Here is a 25,474-nt window from a genome sequence, read left to right on the forward strand (position 1 = left end):
TGGCCTGCACCACCATGCGGGTGAGTCGAGGTACCATCAATAGGTTGTATGGTGCCGCAGTGGAAAGGTTGCCACTCATATGGTTGAGATCGCAGTCAAGTATCTCGAGAGCACGACGGGCGCGCGCCTTGCGGCGGGGGACCCCGACCGCATGTGCCGGGGCGTGACCATCGACTCGCGCGTCGTCGAGCCGGACGCCATCTTCGTGGCCTTTCCCGGCGAGCGCGTGGACGGCAACGACTTCGCGCTCAAGGCGATCGAGCTGGGCGCGGGCGCGGTCGTGATGACGCGCGACCCGGAGGACGAGGTCGTCGCCATGGCCCGCGACCGCGGGTGCGCCGTCCTTACCTGCGACGACCCCACCGAGTTCTTGCTGCGCCTGGCCCAGGGCTACCGCGCCCGCCTGCGCTGCACGGTCATCGGCGTGACCGGATCGATCGGCAAGACCACGACCAAGGACGTCCTGGCGGCGTGCCTTTCCAAGCGCTACCGCGTGCACGCCACGGCGGGCAACTACAACAACCTCATCGGGCTGCCGCTCACCATCCTGTCGGCCCCGGCGGACACGCAGATGCTCGTGCTCGAGATGGGCATGAACGACTTTGGCGAGATCAGCCGCCTCACGGCGTGCGCCCAGCCCACCTTTGGCATCATCACCAAGGTGGGGACCTCGCATATCGGCATGCTCGGCAGCCGGGAGGGGATCGCCCGCGCCAAGGCGGAGATCGTCGAGGGCATGCCCCCCAGCGCGGAGAACTTCGAGGGCCATCACTCGGCCCTGGTGCTGCACGGCGAGGACGACTTCACGCCGTACATCATCGAGCGCTATGCCCGTCCCGCGGGGATCGACGTGGTGCTGGCCGGGACCTCGACCGACGACGACGTATGCGCGACCCATATCGAGCTCGACGAGGACGGACGTGCCCACTTCGACATCACGTTCGAGGACGGTTCGAGCTTTAAGACCCACCTGTCGATCCCCGGTGCGCAGTCGGTCCCCAACGCGCTGTTCGCCGCGGCCGTGGCGCATCGCCTGGGCGTCCCCGCCTTCGAGATCGACGAGGCGTTCGCCTCGCTCGAGATGACCGGTCGCCGCGCGCAGGTCCGCCATGCCGCATGCGGCGCCCGCGTGATCGACGACTCGTACAACGCGAGCCCGGAGTCCATGGCCGCGGGCCTCGACCTGCTGGGCAGCCTGCCGTGCTCCGGCACGCGCATCGCCGTGCTGGGCGAGATGGGCGAGATGGGCGACGAGGCGCCGCGCCTGCATGCGCTCACGGGCGCCTATGCCGCAGCGAAGCGGCCCGGGCTGCTCATCTGCGTGGGCGGGGAGCTCGCCGACGAGATGGCCGCCGCCGCGCGCCTCATGGGCATGGACGAGGGCGACGTCCAGGTGGTGCCGTCCTGCGATGTGCTCATCAAGCGTTTTGCCGGCGTGCTCGGCGTGCGCGACCTCGTGTTGGTGAAGGGCTCGCGCTTTGTCGGGCTCGACCGTTTTGTGGAAGAGGTGTGCGCCGATGCTCGGTAACCCCGCGTATCCCACCTACCAGGTTTTTCTGGCCATCTTCATATCTGCGATGATCGCCGGGCTCATCATGCCCCTGTGGATCCGCTTTCTCAAAAAAGACGGCATCGGGCAGCAGATTCGCGCCGACGGCCCCCAGTCGCACCTGGTCAAGGCCGGCACGCCCACCATGGGCGGCGTGATCATCCTGCTCGCCGTCTGCCTCACCTGCCTGATCATGGCCCGTCCCACCGTCGAGCTGCTGCTCGCCGTGGGCGCGATGCTCGCCACCGGCGCGCTCGGCCTGTTCGACGACGTCACCAAAGTGGTGCAGAAGCGCTCGCTGGGCCTCACGCCCACGGGCAAGATGATCGGCCTCACCTTGATCGTCCTCGTGTTCTTTATCATCGCGGTGAACTATTGCGACGTGGCGTCGGTCATCCGCTTTCCGGGCGGCTTCACCATCGACCTGGGCGTGCTCACCACCACCCTCACCGTGGGCGGGACGGACATCCGGATCCCCTGGCTCTATCTCGTCTTCGTGTTCCTGCTGCTGGCGGGCATGTCCAACGCCGTCAACCTCACCGACGGCCTCGACGGCCTGGCGGGTGGCACGGTGATGATCTCCATGATCGTCATGGCCGCCATCTGCTTCGTCCGCCACGACGCGAACCTCGCCATCTTCTGCGCCGCCTGCGCCGGCGGCTGCATCGGCTTCTTGTGGTTCAACGCCTATCCCGCGCAGATCTTCATGGGCGATACCGGTTCCCTCGCGCTGGGCGGCGCGCTTGCCGCCGTGGCGGTGCTCACCAACACCGAGGTCGTGTCGCTCGTCGTGGGCGGGCTGTTCATCGCCGAGACCCTCTCGGTGATGATCCAGGTCGTGAGCTTTAAGGCCACCGGCAAGCGCGTGTTCCTCATGGCCCCCATTCACCATCATTTCGAAAAGAAGGGCTGGGCGGAGACCAAGGTCGTCATTCGCTTTTGGATCGTCTCCGCCGCCTTTGGCGCGCTGGGCCTCGCCCTGTTCTTCCAGCTCGGATAGGATGCTCATATGCCGTTACCGCAACGTTTTAGTCTGCTCGTCCTCGGCCAGGGCTCGACGGGCCTCGAGGTCGTCTCGTGGGCCGTCGATCACCTGGGCGACCGCGTGACCTCCGTCACCGTCTACGGGGGCGCCCAGTCCGCCCCCACCGAGCGGACGCGGGAGCTCGAGGGTGCTGGCGTGCGCTTTGCGTATGGCACCGAGGACATCGAGGGCGCATACGATATCTGCGTGGCGAGCCCGGGCATCTCGGAGTTCTCCGAGTTCTTCCGCAACGCCTCTGCCGCGTGCGGCGAGATCATGGGCGAGCCCGAGTTCGCATGGCGCCTGTCGCCCGAGCGCTGGTGCGCCATCACCGGCACGAACGGCAAGACCACCGTCACCAGCCTCACCAACGAGCTCCTGCGCGCCTCGGGCCTCGCGAGCGTCGCGGTGGGCAACATCGGCAACGCCGCGATCCACGAGGTCGATCGGCGCGCCGAGGGCGAGTGGTTCGTCGCGGAGCTCTCCAGCTACCAGATCGCGACGACCGCCGAGCTGCACCCGCGCGTCGCCATCCTGCTGAACATCACGCCCGACCACCTGGCGTGGCATCGCACGCACGAGAACTACGCCTTGGCCAAGATCGACTTGTTCCGCAACATGGACGAGTCCGACCTCGCCATCGTGAACGTCGAGGACGAGGGCATCGCCGCCTTCGCCGATCGCGTGTACGTCCCCGGCCGCCGCGTGCTCAAGCTCGGCCTTGCCGATGCGGGCGGCGCGCACGCCGCCTTTGTGCGCGATGGGCACCTGGTGGTGCGCATCGATGGGCGGGAGACGGCGCTCGTGCGCGCCGACGAGCTCAAGATCGCCGGCGACCACAACGTGCTGAACGCCCTCGCCGCCGCCGCGGCCGCGTTGGCTTGCGGGGCGTCGCCCGAGGGCGTCCGTGCCGGGCTCGCGGCCTTCGCGCCGTTGCCGCATCGCGTCGAGCCCGTGGGCGAGGTCGAGGGCGTGCGCTACATCAACGACTCCAAGGCGACGAACACCGACGCGGTGGAAAAGGCGCTCTCGGCGTTTTCCGACACCCGCGTGATACTGCTGCTGGGCGGCTCCGACAAGGGGACGCCGCTTACGGACTTCATGGAGGTCGTGGCCGCCCGTGCCGCCGCCGTGGTGTGCTTTGGCGCGGCGCGCGAGCGCTTCCGTTCCGCGCTCTCCGAGGCGAGCGGCGCCGCCGAGATCGATATCGCCGAGGCGGACGACCTGCGCGACGCGGTGGACGTCGCGCGCTCGCTCGCGCAGCGCGGCGACGTGGTCCTGCTCTCGCCGGCGTGCGCCTCCTTTGACGAGTTCTCCGGATTCGAGGAGCGCGGCGACGCGTTCCGTGCGTACGTGGCGGAGCTTTCCGCCCAGGAGGCGTAGCGCATCGTGGGTGAGCGCGGCGCCGGGATGGGCGAGGACAACAAGAAGGGATTCCGTCTGCCGCTCGGCGCTTCTCGGCGTGCGAAGGCGGACGGCGCCGACGATCCGACGCCCGGGCGGTCCGAGGGGGCGGGCGCCAAGGCGTCCGGGACGCGCGGCGATGCCGAGCCCTCCAAACCCGTCAAGCGCACGAGGCGCAAGGCGACCGCGACTAGTCACTCCGAGCTGGGCGAGAAGCTGATCGCCGGCGTGCCGGCGCGCATCATGCGCCCGCGCCTGGTCTTTGTGTGCTGCCTGGTCGCCATCTGCGCGTTCGGCCTGCTCATGGTGTACTCCGCCTCGTCGGTGGAGGCGCTCAAGGAGCAGGGCAGCTCGTGGTACTTCCTCTTTCGCCAGGCCATCTTCATGGCCATCGGGTTCGTGGCGTTCGCGGTGATCGGCACCCGTGCCGTCATTCCCTGGCGCGCGTTCAGGTCGAGCGCCTCCAAGGTGATGTGGGCCGCCGTCGTCGTCTTGCTGCTCGTCGTGCTCGCCGTCGGCGCCGGCGGCGATACCTGGGGCGCCTCACGCTGGATCCCCTTGGGCTTTTTCAACCTGCAGCCTGCCGAGCTCGCCAAGCCCGCCGTGATCGTGCTGGCCGCCAAGATCCTGTCCGACTATTACGAGGACGGCGCAACCGACACGTTCTCGTTTTTGGTGTCGATGGCCATCTGCCTGGGCGTGCCGGCGATTCTCATCTTCGCCGAGCCCGACCTGGGCACGACGATCATCATCGCCGTGACGGTGTTCGCCATGGCGTATATCTGCGGCATCTCGTACCGCTTGATCGGCGCGCTCTTCGCCGTGTTCGTGGTGGCTGCCGTGGGGCTTGCCATCACCTCGTCGTACCGCTTCACGCGCCTGCTCGTGTTCCTCGATCCGTGGAGCGACCCCTTTGGCGACGGCTATCAGGCGACGCTGGCGATCATGGCATTCGCCTCGGGCGGTCCGTTCGGGCGCGGCATCGGCAACTCCACCATGAAGTACAACTACCTGCCGGAGGCGCATAACGACTACATCCTCGCCATCATCGGCGAGGAGCTCGGCTTTGTGGGGACGGCCATATTCGTCTTGGTGTTCCTGTCCATGATCGCCGCCGGGTTCTACATCGCGCGCCGCTCCGCTTCGCTGCACGGGCAGCTCATCGCCTCGGGCTGCTCGTTCGTGCTGCTCATCCAGTTCATCATCAACACCTTTGGCATCCTGGGCCTGCTGCCCATGACGGGCAAGCCCCTGCCGTTCATCAGCTACGGCGGCTCATCGGTGCTGACCTCGCTCATCCTCGCCGGGCTGATCTTTCGCGTCTCGGTTGAGAGCAACGTCCAGACTGCCGCCGACCGCCGCCGTGCCGGCCTGGCCGTGCTGGGGTCCGCCTCCGGTGACGAAGAGGTCGCGGGCCGCGAACGCCCCTCGATGCGTCGGGGCTCCATGCGCACGGCGCGCCTGAGCGAGCGCGAGCAGCAGGACATCTCCACGCATATGGGCAGGAGCACCGCCGGTCCCGCGCGGACGAGGTCTTCGCGGCGCGGGCAGGGCGATGCCGGTCCTCTGCCCGGCGAGGGGCGCGCGCCTCGTTCCACGGGGTATCGCGGTCAGGGCCTGAGCGTCTATGACGGCGGCCGCAGCGCCGCCCGCTCGCGGGGAGCGGCGGGCGGATACCGCACCGCACGCGGCATGCGCGATGAGGGCGGTCGCGGGTCGGGATATGAGCGCATCGACTTGGGCGGCAGCGCGCAGGACCGCCTGCGCCCGCGCGTCGACCGCCCGCGCGTCGACTACGGGGATGTGCCGCCTTCGCCCCGCCCGCGCCGTTCGGGTGAGGCGAGGCGCTATGATGATGGGCGATCGACGGGGAGGAGCCGTTATGACCGATAAGAGGCGCCTGGTGGTTGCCATCGCGGCGGGGGGGACCGCCGGACACGTGAATCCGGCGCTCGCGCTGGCCGACGAGCTGCGCCGCCGTGGCCACGACGTCCACTTCTTTGGCGAGACGCGCCGCCTGGAGGGCACGCTCGTCCCGCAGGCGGGCTTTCCGTTCCATCCCGTCCACGTGACGGGCTTTGACCGCCAGCGCCCTTGGACCCTCGTCACGGCGCTCGTGCACCTCGCCCGCGAGGAGCGCCGCCTGCTCAAGGAGTTCCGCGAGGGCGAGATTCCGCAGCCCGACGTCGCGATCGGCTTTGGCGCGTATCTCGAGCTGCCGCTCGTGCGCGCCGCCGCCAAGCTCGGCGTACCGGTCGCCCTGCATGAGCAGAACTCGGTTTCCGGCCTGGCGAACAAGCAATCCGCCAAGCTGGCGAGTCTCATCGCCTTGGGGCAGCCCGGGGCGGAGGGCGTGCTGCGCGACCACGCGGCTGCCTCGACGCGCATCGTGTTCACCGGCAACCCGGTGCGCCGCAGCGTGCTCGAGGGCGATCGCTCCCGCGGCCGCGCCGCGCTGGGCATCCCCGAGGACGCGACCATGCTCTTGGTCTTTGGCGGCTCGTTGGGTGCCAAGCACCTGAACGAGCGCCTCGCCGCGCTCAAGGGCGATGTGCTGGGCATCGAGGGCGTGTACGTGGTGCAGTCGACGGGCGAGAAGGGCTACGACGAGGCGTGCGAGCTGCTTTGTCTGAGCGATGCCGAGGCGAAGCGCTGGCAGGTCCGAGCCTACATCGACGACATGGGCGATGTGCTCGCCGCCGCCGACGTCGTGCTGTCGCGCGCCGGGGCCTCCTCGGTCGCCGAGATCGCGGCGCTCGCCGTGCCCTCGATCCTCGTCCCGTACCCCTTTGCCACGGCGGATCACCAGACCGTGAACGCGCGCCTGCTGGTTGACGCCGGGGCCGCGACGGTCCACGCCGACGCCGACATCGACGGCGAGGCGTTCGCGCGCGACCTGCTGGATGCGCTGACCAACCCCGCCCGTCGCGAGGGCATGCGCGCCGCCGCCAAGGGCCTGGCGCAGGACAGGGCCGCCCAGCACCTCGCCGACGAGCTGGAGTCCCTCACCCATGCGTGATGGGGAGCCGGATTCCCCCTCACGTGGCGGTGTGCTGGGTACAGGTGTGCTGCTGTTCGCCCTGTGCGTGATCGCGATTCTCGCGGTCTGCTTCAACATGTCGGGCCAAAGCTCATCGAGCTATCCCTCGAGCGCATCCGGTGTGATCCGCTCCATTGACGAGGCATCTTCTATCGTGTCGATTGAGCTTTCCGATCACGACCCGTCCCAGTTCCCCTTTCATGAGGGACCCGTATCGTTTGAGCTGCATGACGGGCTTTTGCATCAGGACGAGTTTGAGATCGGCTCCGTCGTCGAGGTGACGTACTTCTACACCCTTCCGTTCGAGGAACCGCTGGAGTGCTGCGCGATGAAGATAAAGCCTGCGTAGGGGTAGTGTTCAGGCCGCTTTTCGAATAACCATGCGTATCGGCCTTATTGCCCAGATGGACGACCGTAGCCTCGGGGCGGGGCGCATTGTCCCGCGCGCAGTTCCGCACGAGCAGAAGGCCCCGGTGGGGCCTTCGCGCGAGTCAGGACCGTCCGAGCACGGGACAATGCGCCCCGCCCCGAGGCGTTCGGTGGTTGTGCCAATCTGGGGATGACCATGAGAATGGCTTATACTTAGATAGTTTACGCATACGATTACGCGAGGAGACGTCATGTCGACCATTGCAGTCCCCGAGGCGACCACCGCCCCGACGTTCAAGAGCGCCCACTTCATCGGTGTGGGCGGTGCCGGCATGAGCGGCATCGCGCTGGTGCTGCACGAGCGGGGCTTCAAGGTGACGGGCTCCGACCTCAAGACCTCCCGCTACGTCCGCCAGCTCACGCGCGCCGGCGTCGAGGTCCATGTGGGCCACGAGGCCGCCACGATCGACGCGGTGCAGCCCGACGTCGTCGTGGTCTCCACCGCCATCCCCGAGACGAACCCGGAGCTCATGCGCGCTCGCGAGCTCGGCATTCCCGTGTGGCACCGCGCCAAGATGCTCTCCGCGCTCGGCTACGGCCGCACGACGGTCGCCGCCGCCGGCACGCACGGCAAGACCACCACGTCCTCGATGGTGGCCACCATGCTCGATCGCATGGGGCTCGACCCGAGCTTCCTCATCGGCGGCGTCGTTGAGGGCTACGGCACCAACGGCAAGAACGGCGACGGCGAGTACTTCGTCGTGGAGGCCGACGAGTCGGACAGCTCCTTCCTCTACCTCAACCCCCATGTGGTCATCGTGACCAATGTGGAGGCCGACCACATGGACCATTACAGCTCGCTCGAGGAGATCGAGGACACGTTCTGCGCGTTCATGAACCTCGTGGGCGAGGACGGCACGGTCATCGTGTGCGGCGAGGACCCGCATCTGGTCGAGCTCGCCCGCTCGACGGGGCGTGCGGTGCTCACCTACGGTGAGGGCGAGGGCTTCGACGTGTCCTGCGCGCCCATGGCCTCGAGCCACACCTTCGGCACCGATTTTAGTGTCACCCTGCCCGACGGCGCGGTGCGCACGGTCGCCATCAAGAACAACCCCGGCCGCCACAACATGCTCAACGCCACGGCCGCCCTTGCCTCCGCCTATGTGCTCGGTCTTGACACCGAGGACGCGGCACGCGCCCTGTCCACCTTCGAGGGTGCGCGCCGCCGCTTCACGCACGTGGGCGAGACGCGCGGCGTCATGCTCGTGGATGACTACGGTCACCACCCCACCGAGGTCAAGGCGACGCTCCATGCCGCCAAATCCCTCGACTTCGCCAAGGTCGCCGTTGTGTTCCAGCCGCATCGCTACACACGCCTCCAGGCGCTCTGCGATGACTTCGTCGACGCGTTCGCCGATGCCGACACCGTGGTGCTCATCGACGTGTTCCCCGCCGGCGAGATGCCCATCCCTGGCGTCACGAGCAAGATGCTCGCCGACAAGATCCGCGCCGCGCACCCCGACAAGCAGGTGCGCTACGTGGCCGACCACCAGGCGCTCATGACGTGCCTGGACGAGGTGGTCCAGGCGGGCGACCTGCTCATCACCATGGGCGCCGGCGACGTCACGACCGTGGGTCCGGAGTACCTCGCGCACGTCGCGGACAAGGACAGCTGATCCATGGGCGTGTTCAATGCCGTCATGTCGCTTTCCGGCATGATCGATACGGATGTCATCGAGCAGGAAAAGCTGGCTCGCCACACGAGCTACCGCATTGGCGGCAAGGCCGATCTCTTCATCACCTGCCACAGCTACCACTCCTTGCGCCGCACCATCGAGGTGCTCGCCCGCGAGCGCGTGCCGTGGGTCATCATCGGCAAGGGCTCCAATCTGCTCGTCGCCGACGAGGGCTATCGCGGCGCGGTCATCACGCTCGGCAGTGAGTTCTCCCGCTTCGTGCTGGGGGAGGACGGCCGCACCATCACCGTGGGCGCCGGCGCCATTCTCGCGCGGCTGGTCAACGAGGCGCTCTCCAAGGAGCTCTCGGGCCTCGAGTTCGCCGTGGGCATTCCCGGTACGGTGGGCGGCGCGATCTCCATGAACGCCGGCTCGCGCACCGAGTGGATCGGCTCACTCGTGTGCGACGTGGTGACGTACAAGCCCGGCGAGGGCATTCGCCATTACGGGCGCGATGACGTGACGTGGGGGTATCGCACCTGCGGGCTGCCGCGCGACGAGATCGTCCTCGAGGTCACGCTCGAGCTCGCGCAGGGCGTCAAGGACGAGATCCGCGCGCGCATGGAGCGCTCGCTCACCCGGCGGCGCCGCACCCAGCCCCTGGGTGTGCCCTCGTGCGGGTCGGTGTTCCGCAACCCGCCCGACCGGGCGGTGGGGGCCCTGATCGAGGAGTGCGGATTAAAGGGTTTTTCGCAGGGAGGGGCGGAAGTCTCGCCCGTTCACGCTAACTTTATCGTTAACAAGGGAACCGCTTCCGCGGCCGATGTCGCGGCGGTCATACGGCACGTGCACAAGACGGTAAGGGAGAGGTATGGCGTCGAGCTTCAACCCGAAGTCAAATTCCTCGGCTTCTAGGGCGCCAAAGCCTACCTATCGTCGTGCCTCGGCCGCAAGGTCCGCCTCCGCATCCAAGCCGGCGGGGCCTGCCGGTTCGCGTCGCTCCGCCGCTTCGTCCCGCGCTGCCGTTGGCGGCGCGTCCAAGCCCGCCGTCAAGCCGGCTGCTCACTCCGGATCCAAGCTAACCGCCAAGCCAGTTGCCCGCTCCAGCTCCAGGCCGGTCGTACGTCCCGCCGCGCGACCCGGCGCGGGGGCCAACCGACCGTCCGTGCGCAAGCAGGGCCTCGCGCCCGGAGGGGTCCGGCAAAAGGCCATGCCCCACGGCACGCGCCCCGTGGCCTCGCCCGCGGCCGTCCGCGCCGCGGCTCGGCGCGCGGTCGGACCCGCGGGGGCTTCGTCTCCCAGCGGCGGCGTCAAGATCCCCAAGGCAAAGATGCCCGGCGGCGCCAAGCGCATGAGTGCCGGGGGCGTCAAGCTCCCCCCGAACGCCAAGGGCCTTCCCAAGGGCGGGTCAAAGCCCCTGCGGGTCAAGGCGGGCGCTCCCAAGGTCAAGCCCCAGGCGTCCGGCGGCGTGCTCAAGCGCGCGCTCAGCCCGCTTGCGGGCGTGGCGTCCGCGATCGGGTCCTTCTTCTCCGGCTTGGCGTCGCGCCTCAACATCCCCACGCCCAGCCGCAGCGTCGTGTTCGTGGCGGCGGGCGGCTTCATCGTGGTCATCCTGCTCGCCGTCGTCATCGCGAACTCCTCGCTGCTGGCGGCGACCGAGGTGCGCGTGATGGGCAGCGACCACATGGACCAGGCCACGGCGGAGGCGCTCGTCGACGTCCCCGACGGCACCACGCTGCTCAACGTGGACGAGGACGCCATCCTCGAGCAGCTGCAGGCCAGCCCCTGGATCAAGGACGTCGAGATCGAGCGCGCATGGCCCCACACCCTCGTCATCACGCCCGTCGAGCGCAAGATGACCGCCATCGCCTACGTGACGGCGGACGAGGTGGCTTGGGCGATCGGCGACGACGGGACGTGGATCGCGCCTGTCACGCTTCTCGCCGCCGTTGACGCGGAGGGCAACGAGGTCGAGGTGGGCGAGGACGGGTCCGTGCCCGAGGGCGCAACGCTGCTCTCCGGCCAGGACGCCGCCCTTCGCGTCGCACAGGACGCGGGGTGCCTGCTGCTCACCGACGTCCCGAGCGACGTGTCGCCCAAGAGCGGCGAGAGCGTGAACTCCAAGGTCGTGCTCGCCGGGCTCGAGTACGCCAACGGGTTCTCACCCGAGTTCGTGGCGCAGATTAAGAGCATGTCGGTCGCCTCGGTCGAGGCGATCTCGGCCAACCTGCTCTCGGGCGTCGAGGTGTCGCTGGGCGCCCCGGACAATATCGTCGAGAAGGAGCGCGTGGTCACCAAACTCCTCGCCGAACAGACCGGCGTGACGTACATCAACGTGCGCGAGCCCGGAGCATATACGTTCCGTAGCGCGCCTCAGTAGGGGGATCGCAACTGCGTTCGATGCGTTCACGCGACGCGTGCGATCGTCCGCGAGGGGGCGTTTCCCGTGCGTCTTTGCGGGTGCGAGCACTGCCCGACGAGGTGCTCCACGGCGCGAGGTCCGCGCTGCCGTTCGCGCTCCGCCGAACGGTCTTTGTGAATACCTGCGGAAATGCCGTATACTTCACAATATGCGCAGGTCGGGTTTGACTTGACGGCGCATTTTGTGCAAACATAACACGGTTTACCTCGACTTTTAATCTCTAGTTGAGGGTTAACGTGGTGACGTTCGCCCAAAGGGCTTGCAACATAGTGTTCGGAGGACCGCACATGCACGAGAACGAGATCAACAACTACCTTGCTGTCATCAAGGTCGTCGGCGTGGGCGGTGGCGGTACGAACGCCGTGAACCGCATGATCGAGGAGGGCATCCGCGGCGTCGAGTTCGTCGCCATCAACACGGACGCCCAGGCCCTCGCTATCTCCGACGCCGACATCAAGGTGCACATCGGCACCGACATCACCCGCGGTCTGGGTGCCGGCGCCAACCCCGAGGTCGGTCGCAAGGCCGCCGAGGAGAGCCGTGACGACATCGCCGAGGCGCTCGCCGGCGCCGACATGGTGTTCATCACCTGCGGCGAGGGCGGCGGCACCGGCACGGGCGCCGCTCCCATCGTGGCCGACATCGCCATGAACGACGTGGGCGCGCTGACCGTCGCCGTCGTGACCAAGCCCTTCACCTTCGAGGGCCGCAAGCGCAAGAACTCCGCCGAGGAGGGCATCAAGACCCTCGCCGAGTCCGTCGACACCATGATCGTCATCCCCAACGACCGTCTGCTCGACATCGCCGAGAAGAAGACCACCATGCTCGAGGCCTTCACCACGGCCGACGGCGTGCTATCCCAGGGCACCCAGGGCATCACGGACCTCATCACCGTCCCGGGCGTCATCAACCTCGACTTCGCCGACGTCAAGACCATCATGAAACAGGCCGGCACCGCCATGATGGGCATCGGCGTCGCCTCCGGTGACACGCGTGCCGTCGACGCCGCGCAGCAGGCGATCTCCAGCCCGCTGCTCGAGAGCTCCGTTGACGGCGCCACGCGCGTCCTGCTCTCCATCGCCGGTTCCAAGGACCTGGGCATCCAGGAGATCAACGACGCCGCCGACCTCGTCGCCAACGCCGTCGACCCCGACGCCAACATCATCTTCGGTACCGTTGTGGACGAGTCCCTGGGCGACCAGGTACGCATCACCGTCATCGCCACGGGCTTTTCCGACTCCAACGTCAACCGCCAGGACGAGCTGTTCGCGGCCTCCAAGGCCCCTCGTTCCGAGCGCTCGTCTGAGCCCGCTTCCGCCCCCGCTGCGCCCACGCGCAACATCGGCGGGACCGAGCTGCCGAACTTTGGCAACGACCAGTTCGAGCTGCCCGACTTCCTCAAGCGCGGCAACTTCTAGCGCGAGGTAACGGACCTGACGGAGGGGCCCGGTGCTTGCACGCAAACGTCCTCGGCCGACGAGCTTTGCTCGGCGGCCTGCGGAATGTTTGCTTAGCAAGCACCGGGCACCTCCTTGTGTTGACGTTGTTGGCGCTGGAAGGTGCCTCAAGCTTGATGGCTTCGCAGCTCTCACACGAGAAGAAGGGCGCGCGGGGTTGTCTGGGTGTGCGACGGGTACGGATTTCCCCGTGCACGACTTCAAAGGCGGCGTGTGCCGGGATGGGTTCCTTTGGCACGGGGAGCAGAAAGGGGATGGATATGGAGCGTGTACAGGTTGATGACGTGACGCTGATCGCGTCGCATGACTATGGCGTGCGGTTCGGGTTCACGGAGCGTACGGGTGGCGTTTCCGGCGCGCCGTTCGCCTCTCTGAATCTGGGGTCCCACGTGGGGGACGATATCGCCTGCGTTGAGGAGAACCGCCGTCGTGCGCTTGCGGCGCTCGGGTGCGCGGGCGCCCTCGAGCGGTTGCTGGTGCCCAATCAGGTGCATGGGGATCACGTCGCCGTGGTGCGCTCTGCCTGCGCGGACGAGCTCGAACGAGTGCGGTCCCAGATCGCGGAAGGGGCCGACGCCATCGTTTGTACCGCGGTAGACGTTCCCGTCATGCTCTGCTTCGCCGATTGCGTTCCCGTGGTCCTCACGGCACCGCAGGGCTTTGCCGTCGTCCACTCCGGTTGGAAGGGGACGTATGCCCGCATCGCCGCCAAGGCGGCCCGCGTGCTCATGGCGGAGACGGGCTGCGCGCCCGAGGAGATACGCGCCTACATCGGCCCGCATATCCAGGGTGATGAGTACGAGGTGTCCGAGGACCTCATCGAGAAGTTCGACGCCGAATTCGGCTGGGAAAACGCCGGCAAGACGCGCCTGCTGAGCCTGTCCCACGCAATTCAGCAGGCTCTCGTCGAAGCGGGGGTTCCGGATGGGCAGATCGAGGATCTGCGCCTTTCCACGGTCCGCGAAAACGACCGGTTCTTCTCCTACCGAGCCGAGAACGGCAAGACCGGGCGCCATGCCGCTTTGGCGTATATGACTGAGTAGTCGCACGGGATACATCGTTTAAGGCCTGTCGTAGATCCGTTGGGTGCATAGCACGTTCGATCTATGTGCTCGCTGCAGCAAAGGGCCCTTTCTAGAGACACGCTGTCGCTTCGGCGAGTGCCAAGCGGTCCTGTGTGGTGCAGCGGCTGCTGCCGGCAGCGCACGCAAAGCGTCGCGCACCCCCGCCCGCACCGATGGGCGTAGACCCCTGACAGACCCCTGACACGCCCTTTACCGAGTCGATGGTCGCGCGCGCCTACACTGGCAGGGATTACCCGCACCGTCCTAAGGATGCCCATGCGCAAGCTCTTCTCCCGCCAGCTCATCGAGGCGCGCCACGAGATGCTCTCCATCTTCGAGGCCATCGACCTCTCCCTGCATGACGCCGTGACCGCGTTCGTCACCAACGACAAGGGCCTGGCCAAAAAGATCCAGGCGGCCACGATGCAGATCGACGCGCGGAGCGCAAACCTCGAGGCGGTGTGCTACAACCTCATCGCCACGCAGTCGCCCGTCGCGTCGGACTTCCGCCTGCTCCAGACGATCATCTACGTGAATTTCAACCTGCAGCGCATGAGCGACAAGGTGCGTCGCGTCGCGCGCGCCGCACGTCATAAGGTCACGTTCGAGATCGAGCTGCCGGCTGAGCTCACCGACCTTATCCAGCGCGAGGCGGATTGCGTCTATCGCGTGCTGGGGGCCTCGGTGTCTGCGCTCGTGAGCAACGACCTGGGATCCATGATGAGCCTGATGGATCAGGACGAGGCGGTGCACGACATCTACGAGCAGTTCTTCCGCACCTTCAACCGCATGAACGCCGAGGAGATGGCGGACGACTCGGCGCTGGACGACCTGCGCCGCGTGGTCATGGTGTCGCGTTATCTGGACCGCATCGCCGCCATCTCGATCGATGCGGCATTTCGGTTGACCTTCCTGCTCACCGGTCAGCGCCTGAGCGCGGCCGACCTTGCGGATATCGACGAGGACGAGCTGGAGAGCATGCGCGTGCCCGCCGGCGAGGGCGTGACGCTCGATCCGGAGCGCGATGCTCGTTACGTGGCGGCGCTCGCCCCCGACGAGGTGGGGGAGGCCCTCTCCTCGCTCATCGCCAAAGCCGAGTCGTAACCTCAAATGAGGGGACCTCAAATTAGGGACTGTCCCTGATGTGTCATTTGGGGTCAGACCCCAAATGACACATCAGATCAGTTAGGAGTCGCACATGCGCAAGCTCTTCTCCCGCCAGCTCATCGAGGCGCGCCACGAGATGCTCTCCATCTTCGAGGCCATCGACCTCACCCTGCACGACGCCGTCACCGCCTTTGTGACCGACGACATGGAGCTGGCCCGTCGTGCCAAGAAAAAGACCTATAAGATCGACGCCCGCTGCGCCAACCTCGAGGCCGTGTGCTACAACCTCATCGCCACGCAGTCGCCCGTCGCGTCGGACTTCCGCCTGCTCCAGACCATCATCTACATCGACTTCAACCTGCAGCGCATGAGCGACAAGGTGCGCCGCATCGCCCGCGCCGCCAAGCGCAAGGTCAACAACGACATCGAGTTCCCGCCGCAGATGGTCGCGCTCATCGAGCAGGAGGCGGCGAGCGTCTACCAGGTGCTGGGCTCCACCGCCGCCGCGCTCGTGAACAACGACCTCGCTGCAGTGCTTGCGCTCTCCGAGGAGGACGAGGCCGTGCACGGCGCCTACCAGGAGTTCTTCCGCGTCTTCAACCGCACCGAAACGATGGAGGTCGCCGACGACGCCCAGATGGACGACTTCCGCCGCACCGTCATGGTGTCGCGCTACCTCGACCGCATCGCGGGCATCTCCATGGAGTGCGCTTACCGCCTGGTGTTCCTGCTCACCGGTCAGCGCCTGAGCGCCGACGACATCGCCGAGGCCGACGAGGAGGAGCTCGAGGGCATGCGCATCCCCTCCGGCGAGGGCGTGACGCTCGATCCCGCGAGCGACGCCCGTTACGTCGCGGCACTCGCCCCGGACGAGGTGGGCGCGGAGCTCGCGGCGCTCATCGCCGACGCCACCGCGGAGGGCGAGTAGGGTCAAAGCGCTCGATATAGCGATTGTCTTGGGATGCGGTGCCCGCTCGGCGGGGCCGCATCCGTTGCGTTAGTATGACGGCGTGCCGGGCCGCGCGCGTGCGCTCGGCGTCTTTGTATCTCAAAAGGCGGCGTGATGGCCGCGGGTGTCGAGGAGTGCCGAATGGACGAGAGGTATGCCGCTCGGATCGCCGAGCGTCGCGAGGAGATACTCGGTCGCATGGACGCCGCGCTGACGGCGAGCGGCCGTGCGCGCGAGGACGCGACGCTCGTGGCGGTCTCCAAGACCGTGCGCGTAGATGAGGTCGTGACAGCCATCGATGCCGGGTACCGCGTCTTTGGCGAGAATCGCCCGCAGGAGCTCAACCGCAAGCTCGAGGGGCTTTCCCTGCGGCCCGATGTGCCCCCGGTGCGCTTCGATATGATCGGGAACCTCCAAACCAACAAGATCAACGCGGTGCTCGGTCGTGTGGAGCTCGTCCATTCCATCGGCTCGCTGCATCTCGCCCGCGCCCTCGCCGCGCGCGCCGAACGATGGCTCGAGGCAGGCGAGCTCGTGGCCCCGCAATCCATCCTCATCGAGGTCAACGTGAGCGGTGAGGAGACCAAGGGCGGTTTTGCCCCCAGCGAGCTGCGCGCCGCCTTTGGTGAGCTGCAGAGTCTTTGTGGAGTCCGCATCGAGGGGCTTATGACGATGGCCCCGCGAGGGGATAAGGACAGGGCGCGTGCGTGCTTTTCCGGCTTGCGCGAGTTGCGCGACGAGCTCTCGCGTGAGAGCGGCCTGCCCTTGCGGGAACTCTCCTGCGGGATGAGCGAGGATTTCGAGGTCGCGCTGGAGGAGGGTTCGACTATCGTTCGCCTAGGGCGTGTGGTTTTTGACCCATCCTTTGCAGTAAGATAGGCGAGTACGCCCATACACGGCGCAAAGAGAGGTACGAACGTGAGCTTTTTGGACGATATCAAGAGCCGTTTTGGCGCTGGCCGCGATGTTGCGCCCGAACCCTACGGCGACGAGCCATACGACGACTATTTTGGCGAGGGCGATGACGCCGGCTACGACGATTATCCCGCCGGTTACGGACAGTCCGCCCACGACAGCTATCGTGGATATGAGCCGAGCGATTCCGGCAACGGCATGCTCGGTCAGACCCGCCGCGGGGAGGCCGAATCCGTCGCCGTCTACACGCGTTCCGGCCAGCTGGTCGGAGAGGCCGACCGGCACGCGAGCTCATACGGTGGCGCGACGGCCGCCGCGCGCGACACCGCCTACCGTCCCGGCGCGTACGACACGCCTTCGAGCTATGCCCAGGCCCAGTCGCAGCGCGCGGTCCCAAGTGCCGTGCCCTCTCCTGCCGCCCCGACCTCGACGGAGGCCCGCGTCAGCGCCGTGCTCGAGGGCACGCCGCAGCTGCCCGCGTACGTACTGCGCCCCGAGAGCTACGACGACGTGGAGACGGTCGTGCGCCGCGTCCGCACGCGTCAGCCCGTCGCGCTCGTGTTCGCCGGCGTGCGCACGGAGGTCGCCAAGCGCGTGCTGGACTTCAGCTACGGCTTTGCCTGCGGCCTGGGCGCCAGCGTGCGCGAGGTGGGCGATCGCGTGTTCATGGTGTTGCCGCAGGGCTGCGAGATCAAGGAGACCGATCTTGCCAAGCTCCGCAAAGACGGCTATCTCAAGCAGTAGGAGCTGCCCGACGTGGATTTGATAAACGCTTATTCCCTTGCCCGTCTCGTGCAGACGCTCTTCAACTTCTACAGCTTTCTGGTGTTGGCGTATTGCCTGCTCAGCTGGTTTCCCATGCGCTCCGGTAGCCTCATGGAGGACATCGGCGCCGTGCTTGAGAGCATCGTCGGGCCGTACCTGAACATCTTCCGTCGTTTCATGCCTCCCATGGGCGGCATCGACTGGTCCCCGGTTCTTGCGATACTTGTGTTGAATCTGCTCGAAAACCTTATTTTGCGGTTACTATTGTAGGGATTGACGCCGAGTTCAACGCATCCAAGCGGTGCATCTCGCGTATGAAAGGATTATATCATGGCCATTACTCCCGCTGACATTCAGGCGCAGACCTTCTCCGAGGCCAAGCGCGGCTACGATCCGGCCGAGGTCGATGTCTTCCTCGAGAGGCTCGCCTCCGAGGTCGACGCCATGCTCAACAAGATCGTCGACCTCAAGACCCGCCTGACCGCCACCGAGCAGGAGCTCGCTTCCGCCCAGGCCCAGGTGCAGCAGGCCCAGGCCGCTCCGGCCCCGGCGCCCGCGCCAGCTCCCGCCCCCGCTGCGAACCCTGAGTACACCGCGACCGCAAGCCAGATCTCCGCGGCCCTCATCGCCGCCCAGCAGTCCGCCGACAACATCGTCGCCGAGGCGCGCGAGAACGCCGACCGCATCCGCGCCGAGGCCGATGCGAAGGCGCGCGAGGTCATTCGCCAGGCGCTCGCCGAGAAGCAGAACGAGCTCGCCGAGATCGACCGCCTCAAGGCCTCTCGCGAGGAGTTCAAGGCCGAGTACCTCAAGCTCATCCAGCACTTCATGGACGATGCCCAGAACGAGTTTCCCGCCGACCTGCTCGTGAGCACCCCGACGGGCTCCGAGGCCGTTGCCACCCCCGCGCCCGCTTCGGCTCCCATGCCCGAGCCCATGCCGGTTGCCGACCCGTTCGCCCCGCTCCCGAACTTCGGCGCCGACGATCTGGACTAGGTTCCGTGCCTCCTGCCTTCGCGTAAAAAAGCACCATGCTAGCGTGATCAGCCTCCCGTTTCTTTAACAAGAGAAACGGGAGGTTTTTTATGCCGGGAGACGTGAGGTTGCAGCGCGACGAAGGCGCGTGCCGCGTAAAGGAAAGAATATCGTTCAAGGGGGGGGTGCCGCGAAGCGGCCATCCGGAGCGGTCGGTCGGCGACCATCGATACGACTTAATCTTAATGCCTTGAGAGCGAAAGAGCCGCCCTTATGGACGGCTCAAACTGTAATGGGCGAATGACCAGGGAAAGCTACGTCGCCCCAATCGATCCGAGATGACAAGCACAAGCGTTACCGCGCCGACCACAAGCGTTGCCGCACCGACCCGGTTATCCTTGCAGTCCATCCTTCGTCTCCCGTGACCCACAAGCCGCAAAACGCAGGGCCCCCTCGGGCCTCCCCGTCACATCTGGCGCGATTTCCGAGCTTTAGCGAAGCTGAGCGTCAGATGTGACGGGGAGGCCCGAGGGGGACCGACGGGAGTGAACGGCTTGTTCGTCCTAGCTGTTCTTCATCACGATGTTCTCGACCATCTCGGCCACCGTCTCGCAGGAGTCGGCGCAGATCTCGAGGAACGTGTAGACATCGCGCCAGGCGATGACGGCCATCGGGTCGGTCTCGGTGGTGTGCAGCTCGCGCATGGACTCGATAAAGAGCGTGTCGCAGTCGCCCTCGACCGTGTTGATGGCGATGATGGCCTCGTGCAGGCCCTTGGACTGCTTGAACTGCGGCAGACGGCGGATGAGCTCGGCCATGCTGTCGCAGGCGTCGACGATCTTGGTGGACATCTTGAGGGCGCTCGGGCGCATCTCCTGGACGTTCGTGAAGTAGATGCGGTGCAGCACGCCCTCGATGTGGTCGACTACGGCGTCCAGGCAGTCGCTCAGCATGGCGATGTCCTCGCGCTCGATGGGGGTGATGAACGCGCTCACGAGCGCGTCGGAGATCTCGTGGTTCTTCTCGTCCGCAGTCTGCTCGATCTCGTGCATCGCGTTCACGGCCTCCTCGATCTTGGAGGGGTCGAAGTTGCGCATGATCTCGTCGAGCAGGCGCGCGGCGTCGCAGGCGGCCTTGGCGCAGACGGAGAAGTTATCCCAGTAGAACGAGTCGTTTTTCTTTGCCATGATCGGTCCTTTCCGATTCTTTGCGCCACGGCGGCGCCTAAGCGTTTACAGGAACAGCAGGAACAGCTTTGCCATCACGAAACTGATGAGGCCGCAGCCCGGGAACGTGAATACCCAGGTGAGCATCATGTTCTTGACCACGCCGAAGTTGATGGCCGAGAGGCGCTTGACCGCGCCCACGCCCATGATGGCGCTCGTCTTGACATGCGTGGTGGAAACCGGGATGCCGGTGAGCGTGGCGAGCAGGATGCACAGGGAGCTGGAGAGGTCGGCGGAAAAGCCCTGGTACTTCTCGAGTTTGACCATGTCCATGCCCACGGACTTGATGATCTTCTCGCCGCCCACGGAGGTGCCCACGCCCATGACCACGGAGCAGAGCAGCATGAGCCACACGGGGATGACCATGTTCTCCACGCTGGGCTGGCCGTTGCAGAACGCCACGCCCAGGAACAGCACGCCGATGAACTTCTGTCCGTCCTGCGCACCGTGCATAAAGCTCATGCCCGCCGCGCCGGCGATCTGCGCCCATTTGAAGAAGGTGTTCGAGCGCCTGCGGTCCGTGCCGGCAAACAGCAGGGTCACGCCCTTGCAGATGATCCAGCCCATGCCAAAGCCCATGGCAAGCGACAGCACGAGGCCGTAGAGCACTTTGACCCATTCGTCCATGTTGACGCCGTCGGCGCCGCCCAGCGCGATTGCGGCGCCGGTGAGGCCCGCGATCAGGCTGTGGCTTTCGCTCGTGGGGATGCCAAAGATGCTCGCGCCAACGGAGTAGACCACGATGGAGAAGAGCGCGGCGCACAGCGCGATGAGCGCGATGTCGGTGTTCGCGCCAAAGTCGACCATGTTGGAGATGGTCGATGCCACGCTCGCATTGATGTGCGTCATGATGAACACGCCGAGGAAGTTGAAGATGGCGCTCATGATGATGGCAGTCTTGGGCGGCAGGCAGCGCGTCGTCACGCAGGTCGCGATGGCGTTGGGCGCGTCGGTCCAGCCGTTGACGAAGATGACGCCCAGCGTGAGCAGGACCGTCATGGCAAGTATTGGATTGGAAAAAACTTGCGCAATGAAATAGGAGAAGGATACGTCCACGGATACCACATTCCCGTTTGGCGCGCGCACGCGCCGTTTTTACACAGCCTTAATATTCTACTCCTTACAAACATTTGATTTTGAGGCGAAGTGTGTGCGCTGTGTAAGGAACGTGTAAGGGAATGCGCAAATGGGGGAGGTATAGCTTCCCTGGCGGCGGGAGCTGCAGCATCTTAGGGTATGTGGAGAGGCGAAGACGGGCCGATAAGCCGGGTTCTGTCGTGGACGATCATTTATCTTGCCTGCACGTCGCCGTGCAGTTCCTCGCACGCTACCCGAGCGCGGGCCGGGCCGGCCCATGGCGCTCCTATTCGCGCTTGCTCCGGAAGGGGCTTGCCAAGCCGCCGTGTTGCCACGACGCTGGTGGTCTCTTACACCACCGTTTCAGCTTTTCTCTCACCCGCACGAGTGCGGGCAGCGGGAGTCTTCTTTTCTGCGGCGCTAATCCGTCGGGTCGCCCCGCCTGGCCGTTAACCAGCTTCCTGCCCTGTGGAGCCCGGACTTTCCTCACGTCGGCGGTTTCCCGCCGGTCGCGCGATCGTCTGGCCCGCTTCGCGAGGAGGTATTGTACCACGAGACCCGCCCTCCAGTCCGGCGCGCTTGCATATCCTCCCTTCTTGGTTAAGCAAGCGATCGATACGAGACCCACCCTTCAGTCCGGCGCTCTCGCATATCTTGCTGCCACCGCTCCGGTGCGACCGCATGTCTTGCTGCCCCCCCAGTCCGGCGCACTCGCATATCAATCCCGTGCTCAAACACCGCCGCGCGAGCTGTGCGTGGAGCGACGCGCCCGCGCGCCGGGCTGAGGGGGCGGGTGGTTGTGTCGCGTCGAATACGCAGGCAAGGATGAGCCTCCTCCAAACGGGTTCAGGTTGGGAACCCGTGGCGTTGCGTCAAATACGCAGGTCGGAATGCTTCGCCGCCGCCTCGTGAGGGCTGCGCAGGGATGAAAGCGAGGGGCTGGGCGCCGGGGAACCGAAGCCGCAGCGGCGGGGCTCTCGCCATGGCCGGGGTGCTGTGGTTCAATACCAGGGGAAAGGATGATTGTCTGCCGCGCGCGTGCTGCGGATGCGGTGGGAGTTTGCGAGGGGTCATGGCCGAGTCGTATTTCACGCTGCGTGGTGGTGTCGAGGCGGTTGGGGAGTTTGTGGACCGCAAGAGCCGGTTCATTGCGCAGCTCGTGCATGTGGAGTCGGCGGACGAAGCGCAGGCGCACCAGGCGGCGATGCGCGTCATGCACTATGACGCCCGCCACAACGTCCCTGCGTTTATTCTTGTGGATGGGACGGAACGGGCGAGTGACGATGGCGAGCCGCAGCGTACGAGCGGCATGCCCACGCTCGAGGTGCTGCGCGGCGCGGGGCTCAAGGACGTGTGCTGCGTCACTACGCGCTACTTTGGCGGAACGCTGCTTGGCCCGGGTGGCCTCGTGCGCGCCTACACTGCGGCGGCGCAGGCGGCGATTGAGGCGGCGCGCTCGGCGGGGAACATCATTGAGATGACGAGCGTGGTGACGGTCGATGTGACGGTTGCATATCCCCAGTACGAGCAAACGGCGCGCATGGTTGCCGATACGGGCGGTAAGATCGTTGCGACCGATTACACCAATGAGGTGGTCATTCACGCTGTGTATCGTGCGGGTGAGGAGCTGGCGTTGCTGCCCAAGCTCACCGAGCTCATGGCGGGCCGTGAGCGAATCGAGGTCGGATCGCCGCAGTTCTCAGAGTTTTAGCCGCTCGCATGGGTGCCTACGCAGGCTATCCAGATGATTGTTGGACAAGCCGTGTAGGTGCCCATGCTTGGACAAGCCGTGTAGGTTCCCATGCACGGCACGCGGGCATTTGTGCTGGCAGTACATATGGCATGGGCAAAACCCCATACTGATAAAACCGTCACGCAACTCACGGCTGTCCCACGCCCATGTCCTTTCAATTAAAGCGAGGAGAAGGTGGAAGCTTTCATAGGGGGCGGTTTACAAAAATGTGTGGGGTTTAATCCGCTTCCCTCGAGTAGCGTTCGTGTTTGGGAGATCGCGACCTGCGGTTTTCTCCGTTCAGGCAGTGTGCGTACTTTGGATTTCCGTATAAAGGGCGCACATTTTAAAAACTAACCCCCTATAATATCCGGCAAGACGCGGTCGGAGCTCCCACGGGGCGCGTTGGATCGCTTTTGATTTCTGCGTTTTACTAGTTTCGAGTCCCTTGAGAAGCGAAAAGCCCGGCTGCCCGCGTGGTGGCGCGGGCAGCCGGGCTCGGGTGTCGGCGTTATGGAGGGCACTCATCGCACCATCATGGGGTTTCGACGCGCGATTGTCGAGATGGCGCGTTAGGGATGAGGACCCTACCACCACGCCCGGCCTTTCATTCCGGAGGGCGTTGGGGAATGAGGAGTCTACTGCAAAGCTCGCTGCATCATTCCAGAGAACGTTGGGGATGAAAGAGCTTGCTGCAGTGCCCGGACTTCCGTTCCGAAGATTGGTGGCGATGAGGAGTCCACTGCAAGCTCGGATCCTCGTTCCGCCGAAGAGCGTTGGGGATGAGGGGCCAGCTACGGCGTTCGGCCTCTCGTTCCGCCTGAGAGTGTTGGCGATGAGGGACCTGCTGCAGCATCTGGGCTTTCACTCCGGGGCGCGGGGCGACTCTAGGCTACGTGCGTGCCCTACTTGTTCATGATGTCGCAGAACAGGTCGATCGCGTCATCGATGCAGCCCGCGCAGCTGCGCAGGGGACCGGACGCGGCGTCCACGCCCTTGAGCTCGCGACACACGGTGGAGCCGTTCTTCTCCCGGAATGCATCGCAATACGCACGTGCGCGGCGATACGTCGCGCCCTTGCTGCCCGGCGCATCGAATCCCGAGCTTTCGACCTGGCCGAGAGCCATGATGCCACCGGAAATGGCGCCGCAGGTCTCGGTCATGCCGCCCATGCCGGCGCCGAAGCCCTCGGCGATGGAGAATGCCGTTTTGGGGTCGAGCCCTACATGCGGCGCCAGCGCGCAGATGACGGATTGAGCGCAGTTGAAGCCGCGGCCGTGATAGCCCGCGGCCGTCCTTTTGAGCTCTTCGCGGTCGAGCGACATTTCGGATTTGTTGATTGCCATGCTTCTCCTTAATCGTGTCGGGCGAACGGTATACCATCTTACCCATGTGGAGCGCGGCGCGGCGCCGTCGCGCGTCAATCGACCAAAGGAGACCCCATGGCAGAGCATATCGGAACCACCTGCGTGCAGGGCGGCTATCGCCCGGGCGATGCCGAGCCGCGTCAGGTGCCGATCTACCAGTCCACGACGTGGAAATACGACACCTCCGAGCATATGGGTCGCCTGTTCGACCTTGAGGAGTCTGGCTACTTCTATACCCGCCTGCAGAACCCCACCAACGACTACGTGGCCGCAAAGATCGCGGAGCTCGAAGGCGGCACCGCCGCCATGCTGACGAGCTCCGGCCAGGCCGCGAACTTCTTCGCCGTCTTCAACATCGCCGGCGCCGGTGACCACGTGGTGGCAAGCTCCGCCATCTACGGCGGCACCTACAACCTGCTCGCCCACACCATGCGCCGCATGGGCCTGGAGTGCACGTTCGTCGCGCCCGATGCGAGCGACGAGGAGCTCGAAGCGGCATTCCGCCCCAACACCAAGTGCGTGTTCGGCGAGACCATCGCCAACCCGGCGCTCGCGGTGCTCGACATCGAGCGCTTCGCCGCCGCGGCTCATGCGCACGGCGTGCCGCTGATCGTGGACAACACGTTCCCCACGCCCATCAACTGCCGTCCCATCGAGTGGGGCGCCGACATCGTGACCCACTCCACCACCAAGTACATGGACGGCCACGGCGCCGCGGTGGGCGGCGCCATTGTGGACTCGGGCAACTTCGACTGGATGGCGCATGCCGACAAGTTCCCGGGCCTCACCACCCCCGACGAGACCTATCACGGCGTGACCTACGCTGAGAAGTTCGGCCAGGGCGGGGCCTTCATCACCAAGGCGACGGCCCAGCTCATGCGCGACTTCGGCTGCATCCAGAGCCCGCAGAACGCCTTCCTGCTCAACCTGGGCCTGGAGAGCCTGCACGTGCGCATGCCGCAGCACTGCAAGAACGGCCAGGCCATGGCGGAGTTCCTCGCCGGCCACCCGGCGGTCCGCTTTGTGCGCTACCCGGGCCTTCCCAGCGACTCCTGCTACGACCTCGCTCAGAAGTATCTGCCGAACGGCTCCTGCGGCGTGGTGAGCTTTGGCTTCAACGGCGGTCGCGCGGCGGCCGAGCAGTTCATGAAGAGCCTCAAGATCGCCCAGATCGCCACGCACGTGGCCGACGCACGCACCTGCTGCCTGCACCCGGCAAACGCCACGCATCGCCAGATGAACGACGCCGAGCTCGAGGCGTGCGGCATCGCGCCGGACATGGTGCGACTGTCTTGCGGCATCGAGTCAACGGAGGACCTGATCGCCGACGTCGAGCAGGCCTTGGCCGGGCTGTAG

22 protein-coding genes and 1 other RNA gene are annotated in these 25,474 nt (G+C 65.9%); 19 read left to right on the forward strand and 4 right to left on the reverse strand.

Annotated features, from left to right (window positions below):
* Window positions 1–79: 79 nt before the first annotated feature.
* The 17 genes from LK434_RS01770 to LK434_RS01850 all read left to right on the forward strand — a co-directional run bounded on the left by LK434_RS01770 (window position 80) and on the right by LK434_RS01850 (window position 18,737).
* Complete coding sequence (locus LK434_RS01770) at window positions 80–1,528, forward strand: UDP-N-acetylmuramoyl-tripeptide--D-alanyl-D-alanine ligase (protein WP_006721597.1); 1,449 nt, start codon at window positions 80–82, stop codon at window positions 1,526–1,528.
* Entirely contained in the window at window positions 1,518–2,549 is a 1,032-nt protein-coding gene (mraY, locus tag LK434_RS01775; RefSeq protein WP_006721596.1) for a phospho-N-acetylmuramoyl-pentapeptide-transferase, read from the forward strand. The genes LK434_RS01770 and mraY overlap by 11 nt, the downstream gene beginning before the upstream one ends.
* Before the next feature lie 9 nt (window positions 2,550–2,558).
* A complete protein-coding gene (gene murD, locus LK434_RS01780) occupies window positions 2,559–3,956 on the forward strand; it encodes a UDP-N-acetylmuramoyl-L-alanine--D-glutamate ligase (RefSeq protein ID WP_227917794.1) in 1,398 nt (465 codons plus the stop codon).
* Between the two features lie 6 nt (window positions 3,957–3,962).
* A complete protein-coding gene (gene ftsW / locus LK434_RS01785) occupies window positions 3,963–5,870 on the forward strand; it encodes a putative lipid II flippase FtsW (RefSeq protein WP_227917795.1) in 1,908 nt (635 codons plus the stop codon).
* Complete coding sequence (locus LK434_RS01790) at window positions 5,860–6,996, forward strand: UDP-N-acetylglucosamine--N-acetylmuramyl-(pentapeptide) pyrophosphoryl-undecaprenol N-acetylglucosamine transferase (protein WP_227917796.1); 1,137 nt, start codon at window positions 5,860–5,862, stop codon at window positions 6,994–6,996. Before ftsW ends, LK434_RS01790 begins: the two co-directional genes overlap by 11 nt.
* Entirely contained in the window at window positions 6,989–7,366 is a 378-nt protein-coding gene (locus LK434_RS01795; protein WP_006721591.1) for a hypothetical protein, read from the forward strand. The genes LK434_RS01790 and LK434_RS01795 overlap by 8 nt, the downstream gene beginning before the upstream one ends.
* Window positions 7,367–7,637: 271 nt before the next feature.
* The gene (gene murC / locus LK434_RS01800) at window positions 7,638–9,062 is read left to right on the forward strand and encodes a UDP-N-acetylmuramate--L-alanine ligase (protein WP_006721590.1); all 1,425 of its coding nucleotides are present in this window, start codon (window positions 7,638–7,640) and stop codon (window positions 9,060–9,062) included.
* 3 nt (window positions 9,063–9,065) lie between these two features.
* Window positions 9,066–9,977 carry a UDP-N-acetylmuramate dehydrogenase gene (gene murB, locus LK434_RS01805; protein WP_006721589.1) on the forward strand — a complete coding sequence of 304 codons (912 nt, stop codon included), beginning with the start codon at window positions 9,066–9,068 and terminating at the stop codon, window positions 9,975–9,977.
* Between the two features lie 295 nt (window positions 9,978–10,272).
* The gene (locus LK434_RS01810) at window positions 10,273–11,442 is read left to right on the forward strand and encodes a cell division protein FtsQ/DivIB (protein ID WP_227917797.1); all 1,170 of its coding nucleotides are present in this window, start codon (window positions 10,273–10,275) and stop codon (window positions 11,440–11,442) included.
* A gap of 329 nt (window positions 11,443–11,771) precedes the next feature.
* Entirely contained in the window at window positions 11,772–12,902 is a 1,131-nt protein-coding gene (gene ftsZ, locus LK434_RS01815) for a cell division protein FtsZ (protein ID WP_006721586.1), read from the forward strand.
* 299 nt (window positions 12,903–13,201) lie between these two features.
* Window positions 13,202–13,984, forward strand: coding sequence for a polyphenol oxidase family protein (locus LK434_RS01820; RefSeq protein ID WP_316245547.1), 783 nt, complete (start codon window positions 13,202–13,204; stop codon window positions 13,982–13,984).
* Window positions 13,985–14,281: 297 nt separating this feature from the next.
* Window positions 14,282–15,109 carry a phosphate signaling complex PhoU family protein gene (locus LK434_RS01825; protein WP_040361359.1) on the forward strand — a complete coding sequence of 276 codons (828 nt, stop codon included), beginning with the start codon at window positions 14,282–14,284 and terminating at the stop codon, window positions 15,107–15,109.
* Between the two features lie 94 nt (window positions 15,110–15,203).
* Window positions 15,204–16,040 (forward strand): phosphate signaling complex PhoU family protein, encoded by an 837-nt coding sequence (locus LK434_RS01830; RefSeq protein ID WP_006721583.1) that lies wholly within the window; start codon window positions 15,204–15,206, stop codon window positions 16,038–16,040.
* A gap of 162 nt (window positions 16,041–16,202) precedes the next feature.
* Window positions 16,203–16,940, forward strand: coding sequence for a YggS family pyridoxal phosphate-dependent enzyme (locus LK434_RS01835; protein WP_040361358.1), 738 nt, complete (start codon window positions 16,203–16,205; stop codon window positions 16,938–16,940).
* 39 nt (window positions 16,941–16,979) lie between these two features.
* On the forward strand, window positions 16,980–17,720 hold the full coding sequence (gene sepF / locus LK434_RS01840) for a cell division protein SepF (RefSeq protein WP_006721580.1): 741 nt from the start codon (window positions 16,980–16,982) through the stop codon (window positions 17,718–17,720).
* A gap of 12 nt (window positions 17,721–17,732) precedes the next feature.
* Entirely contained in the window at window positions 17,733–18,011 is a 279-nt protein-coding gene (locus tag LK434_RS01845) for a YggT family protein (RefSeq protein WP_006721579.1), read from the forward strand.
* Window positions 18,012–18,071: 60 nt separating this feature from the next.
* The gene (locus tag LK434_RS01850; protein ID WP_006721578.1) at window positions 18,072–18,737 is read left to right on the forward strand and encodes a DivIVA domain-containing protein; all 666 of its coding nucleotides are present in this window, start codon (window positions 18,072–18,074) and stop codon (window positions 18,735–18,737) included.
* A gap of 542 nt (window positions 18,738–19,279) precedes the next feature.
* Here LK434_RS01850 and LK434_RS01855 read toward each other — a convergent pair.
* From LK434_RS01855 to rnpB, 3 genes are all read right to left on the reverse strand, one after another.
* A complete protein-coding gene (locus LK434_RS01855; protein WP_006721576.1) occupies window positions 19,280–19,903 on the reverse strand; it encodes a DUF47 domain-containing protein in 624 nt (207 codons plus the stop codon).
* Between the two features lie 45 nt (window positions 19,904–19,948).
* A complete protein-coding gene (locus LK434_RS01860) occupies window positions 19,949–20,998 on the reverse strand; it encodes an inorganic phosphate transporter (protein WP_040361609.1) in 1,050 nt (349 codons plus the stop codon).
* 188 nt (window positions 20,999–21,186) lie between these two features.
* Window positions 21,187–21,552: RNase P RNA component class A (rnpB, locus tag LK434_RS01865), an RNA gene on the reverse strand.
* 539 nt (window positions 21,553–22,091) lie between these two features.
* On the opposite strand from rnpB, the gene LK434_RS01870 reads away from it, so the two are divergent.
* Entirely contained in the window at window positions 22,092–22,730 is a 639-nt protein-coding gene (locus tag LK434_RS01870) for an IMPACT family protein (protein WP_006721574.1), read from the forward strand.
* 926 nt (window positions 22,731–23,656) lie between these two features.
* Here LK434_RS01870 and LK434_RS01875 read toward each other — a convergent pair.
* Complete coding sequence (locus LK434_RS01875; RefSeq protein WP_006721572.1) at window positions 23,657–24,097, reverse strand: C-GCAxxG-C-C family protein; 441 nt, start codon at window positions 24,095–24,097, stop codon at window positions 23,657–23,659.
* A gap of 96 nt (window positions 24,098–24,193) precedes the next feature.
* Between LK434_RS01875 and LK434_RS01880 the strand changes: the two genes are divergently transcribed.
* On the forward strand, window positions 24,194–25,474 hold the full coding sequence (locus tag LK434_RS01880; RefSeq protein WP_006721571.1) for an O-acetylhomoserine aminocarboxypropyltransferase/cysteine synthase family protein: 1,281 nt from the start codon (window positions 24,194–24,196) through the stop codon (window positions 25,472–25,474).

This window comes from Collinsella stercoris DSM 13279 (assembly GCF_020735465.1).
GTDB classification, from domain to species: Bacteria; Actinomycetota; Coriobacteriia; order Coriobacteriales; family Coriobacteriaceae; genus Collinsella; species Collinsella stercoris.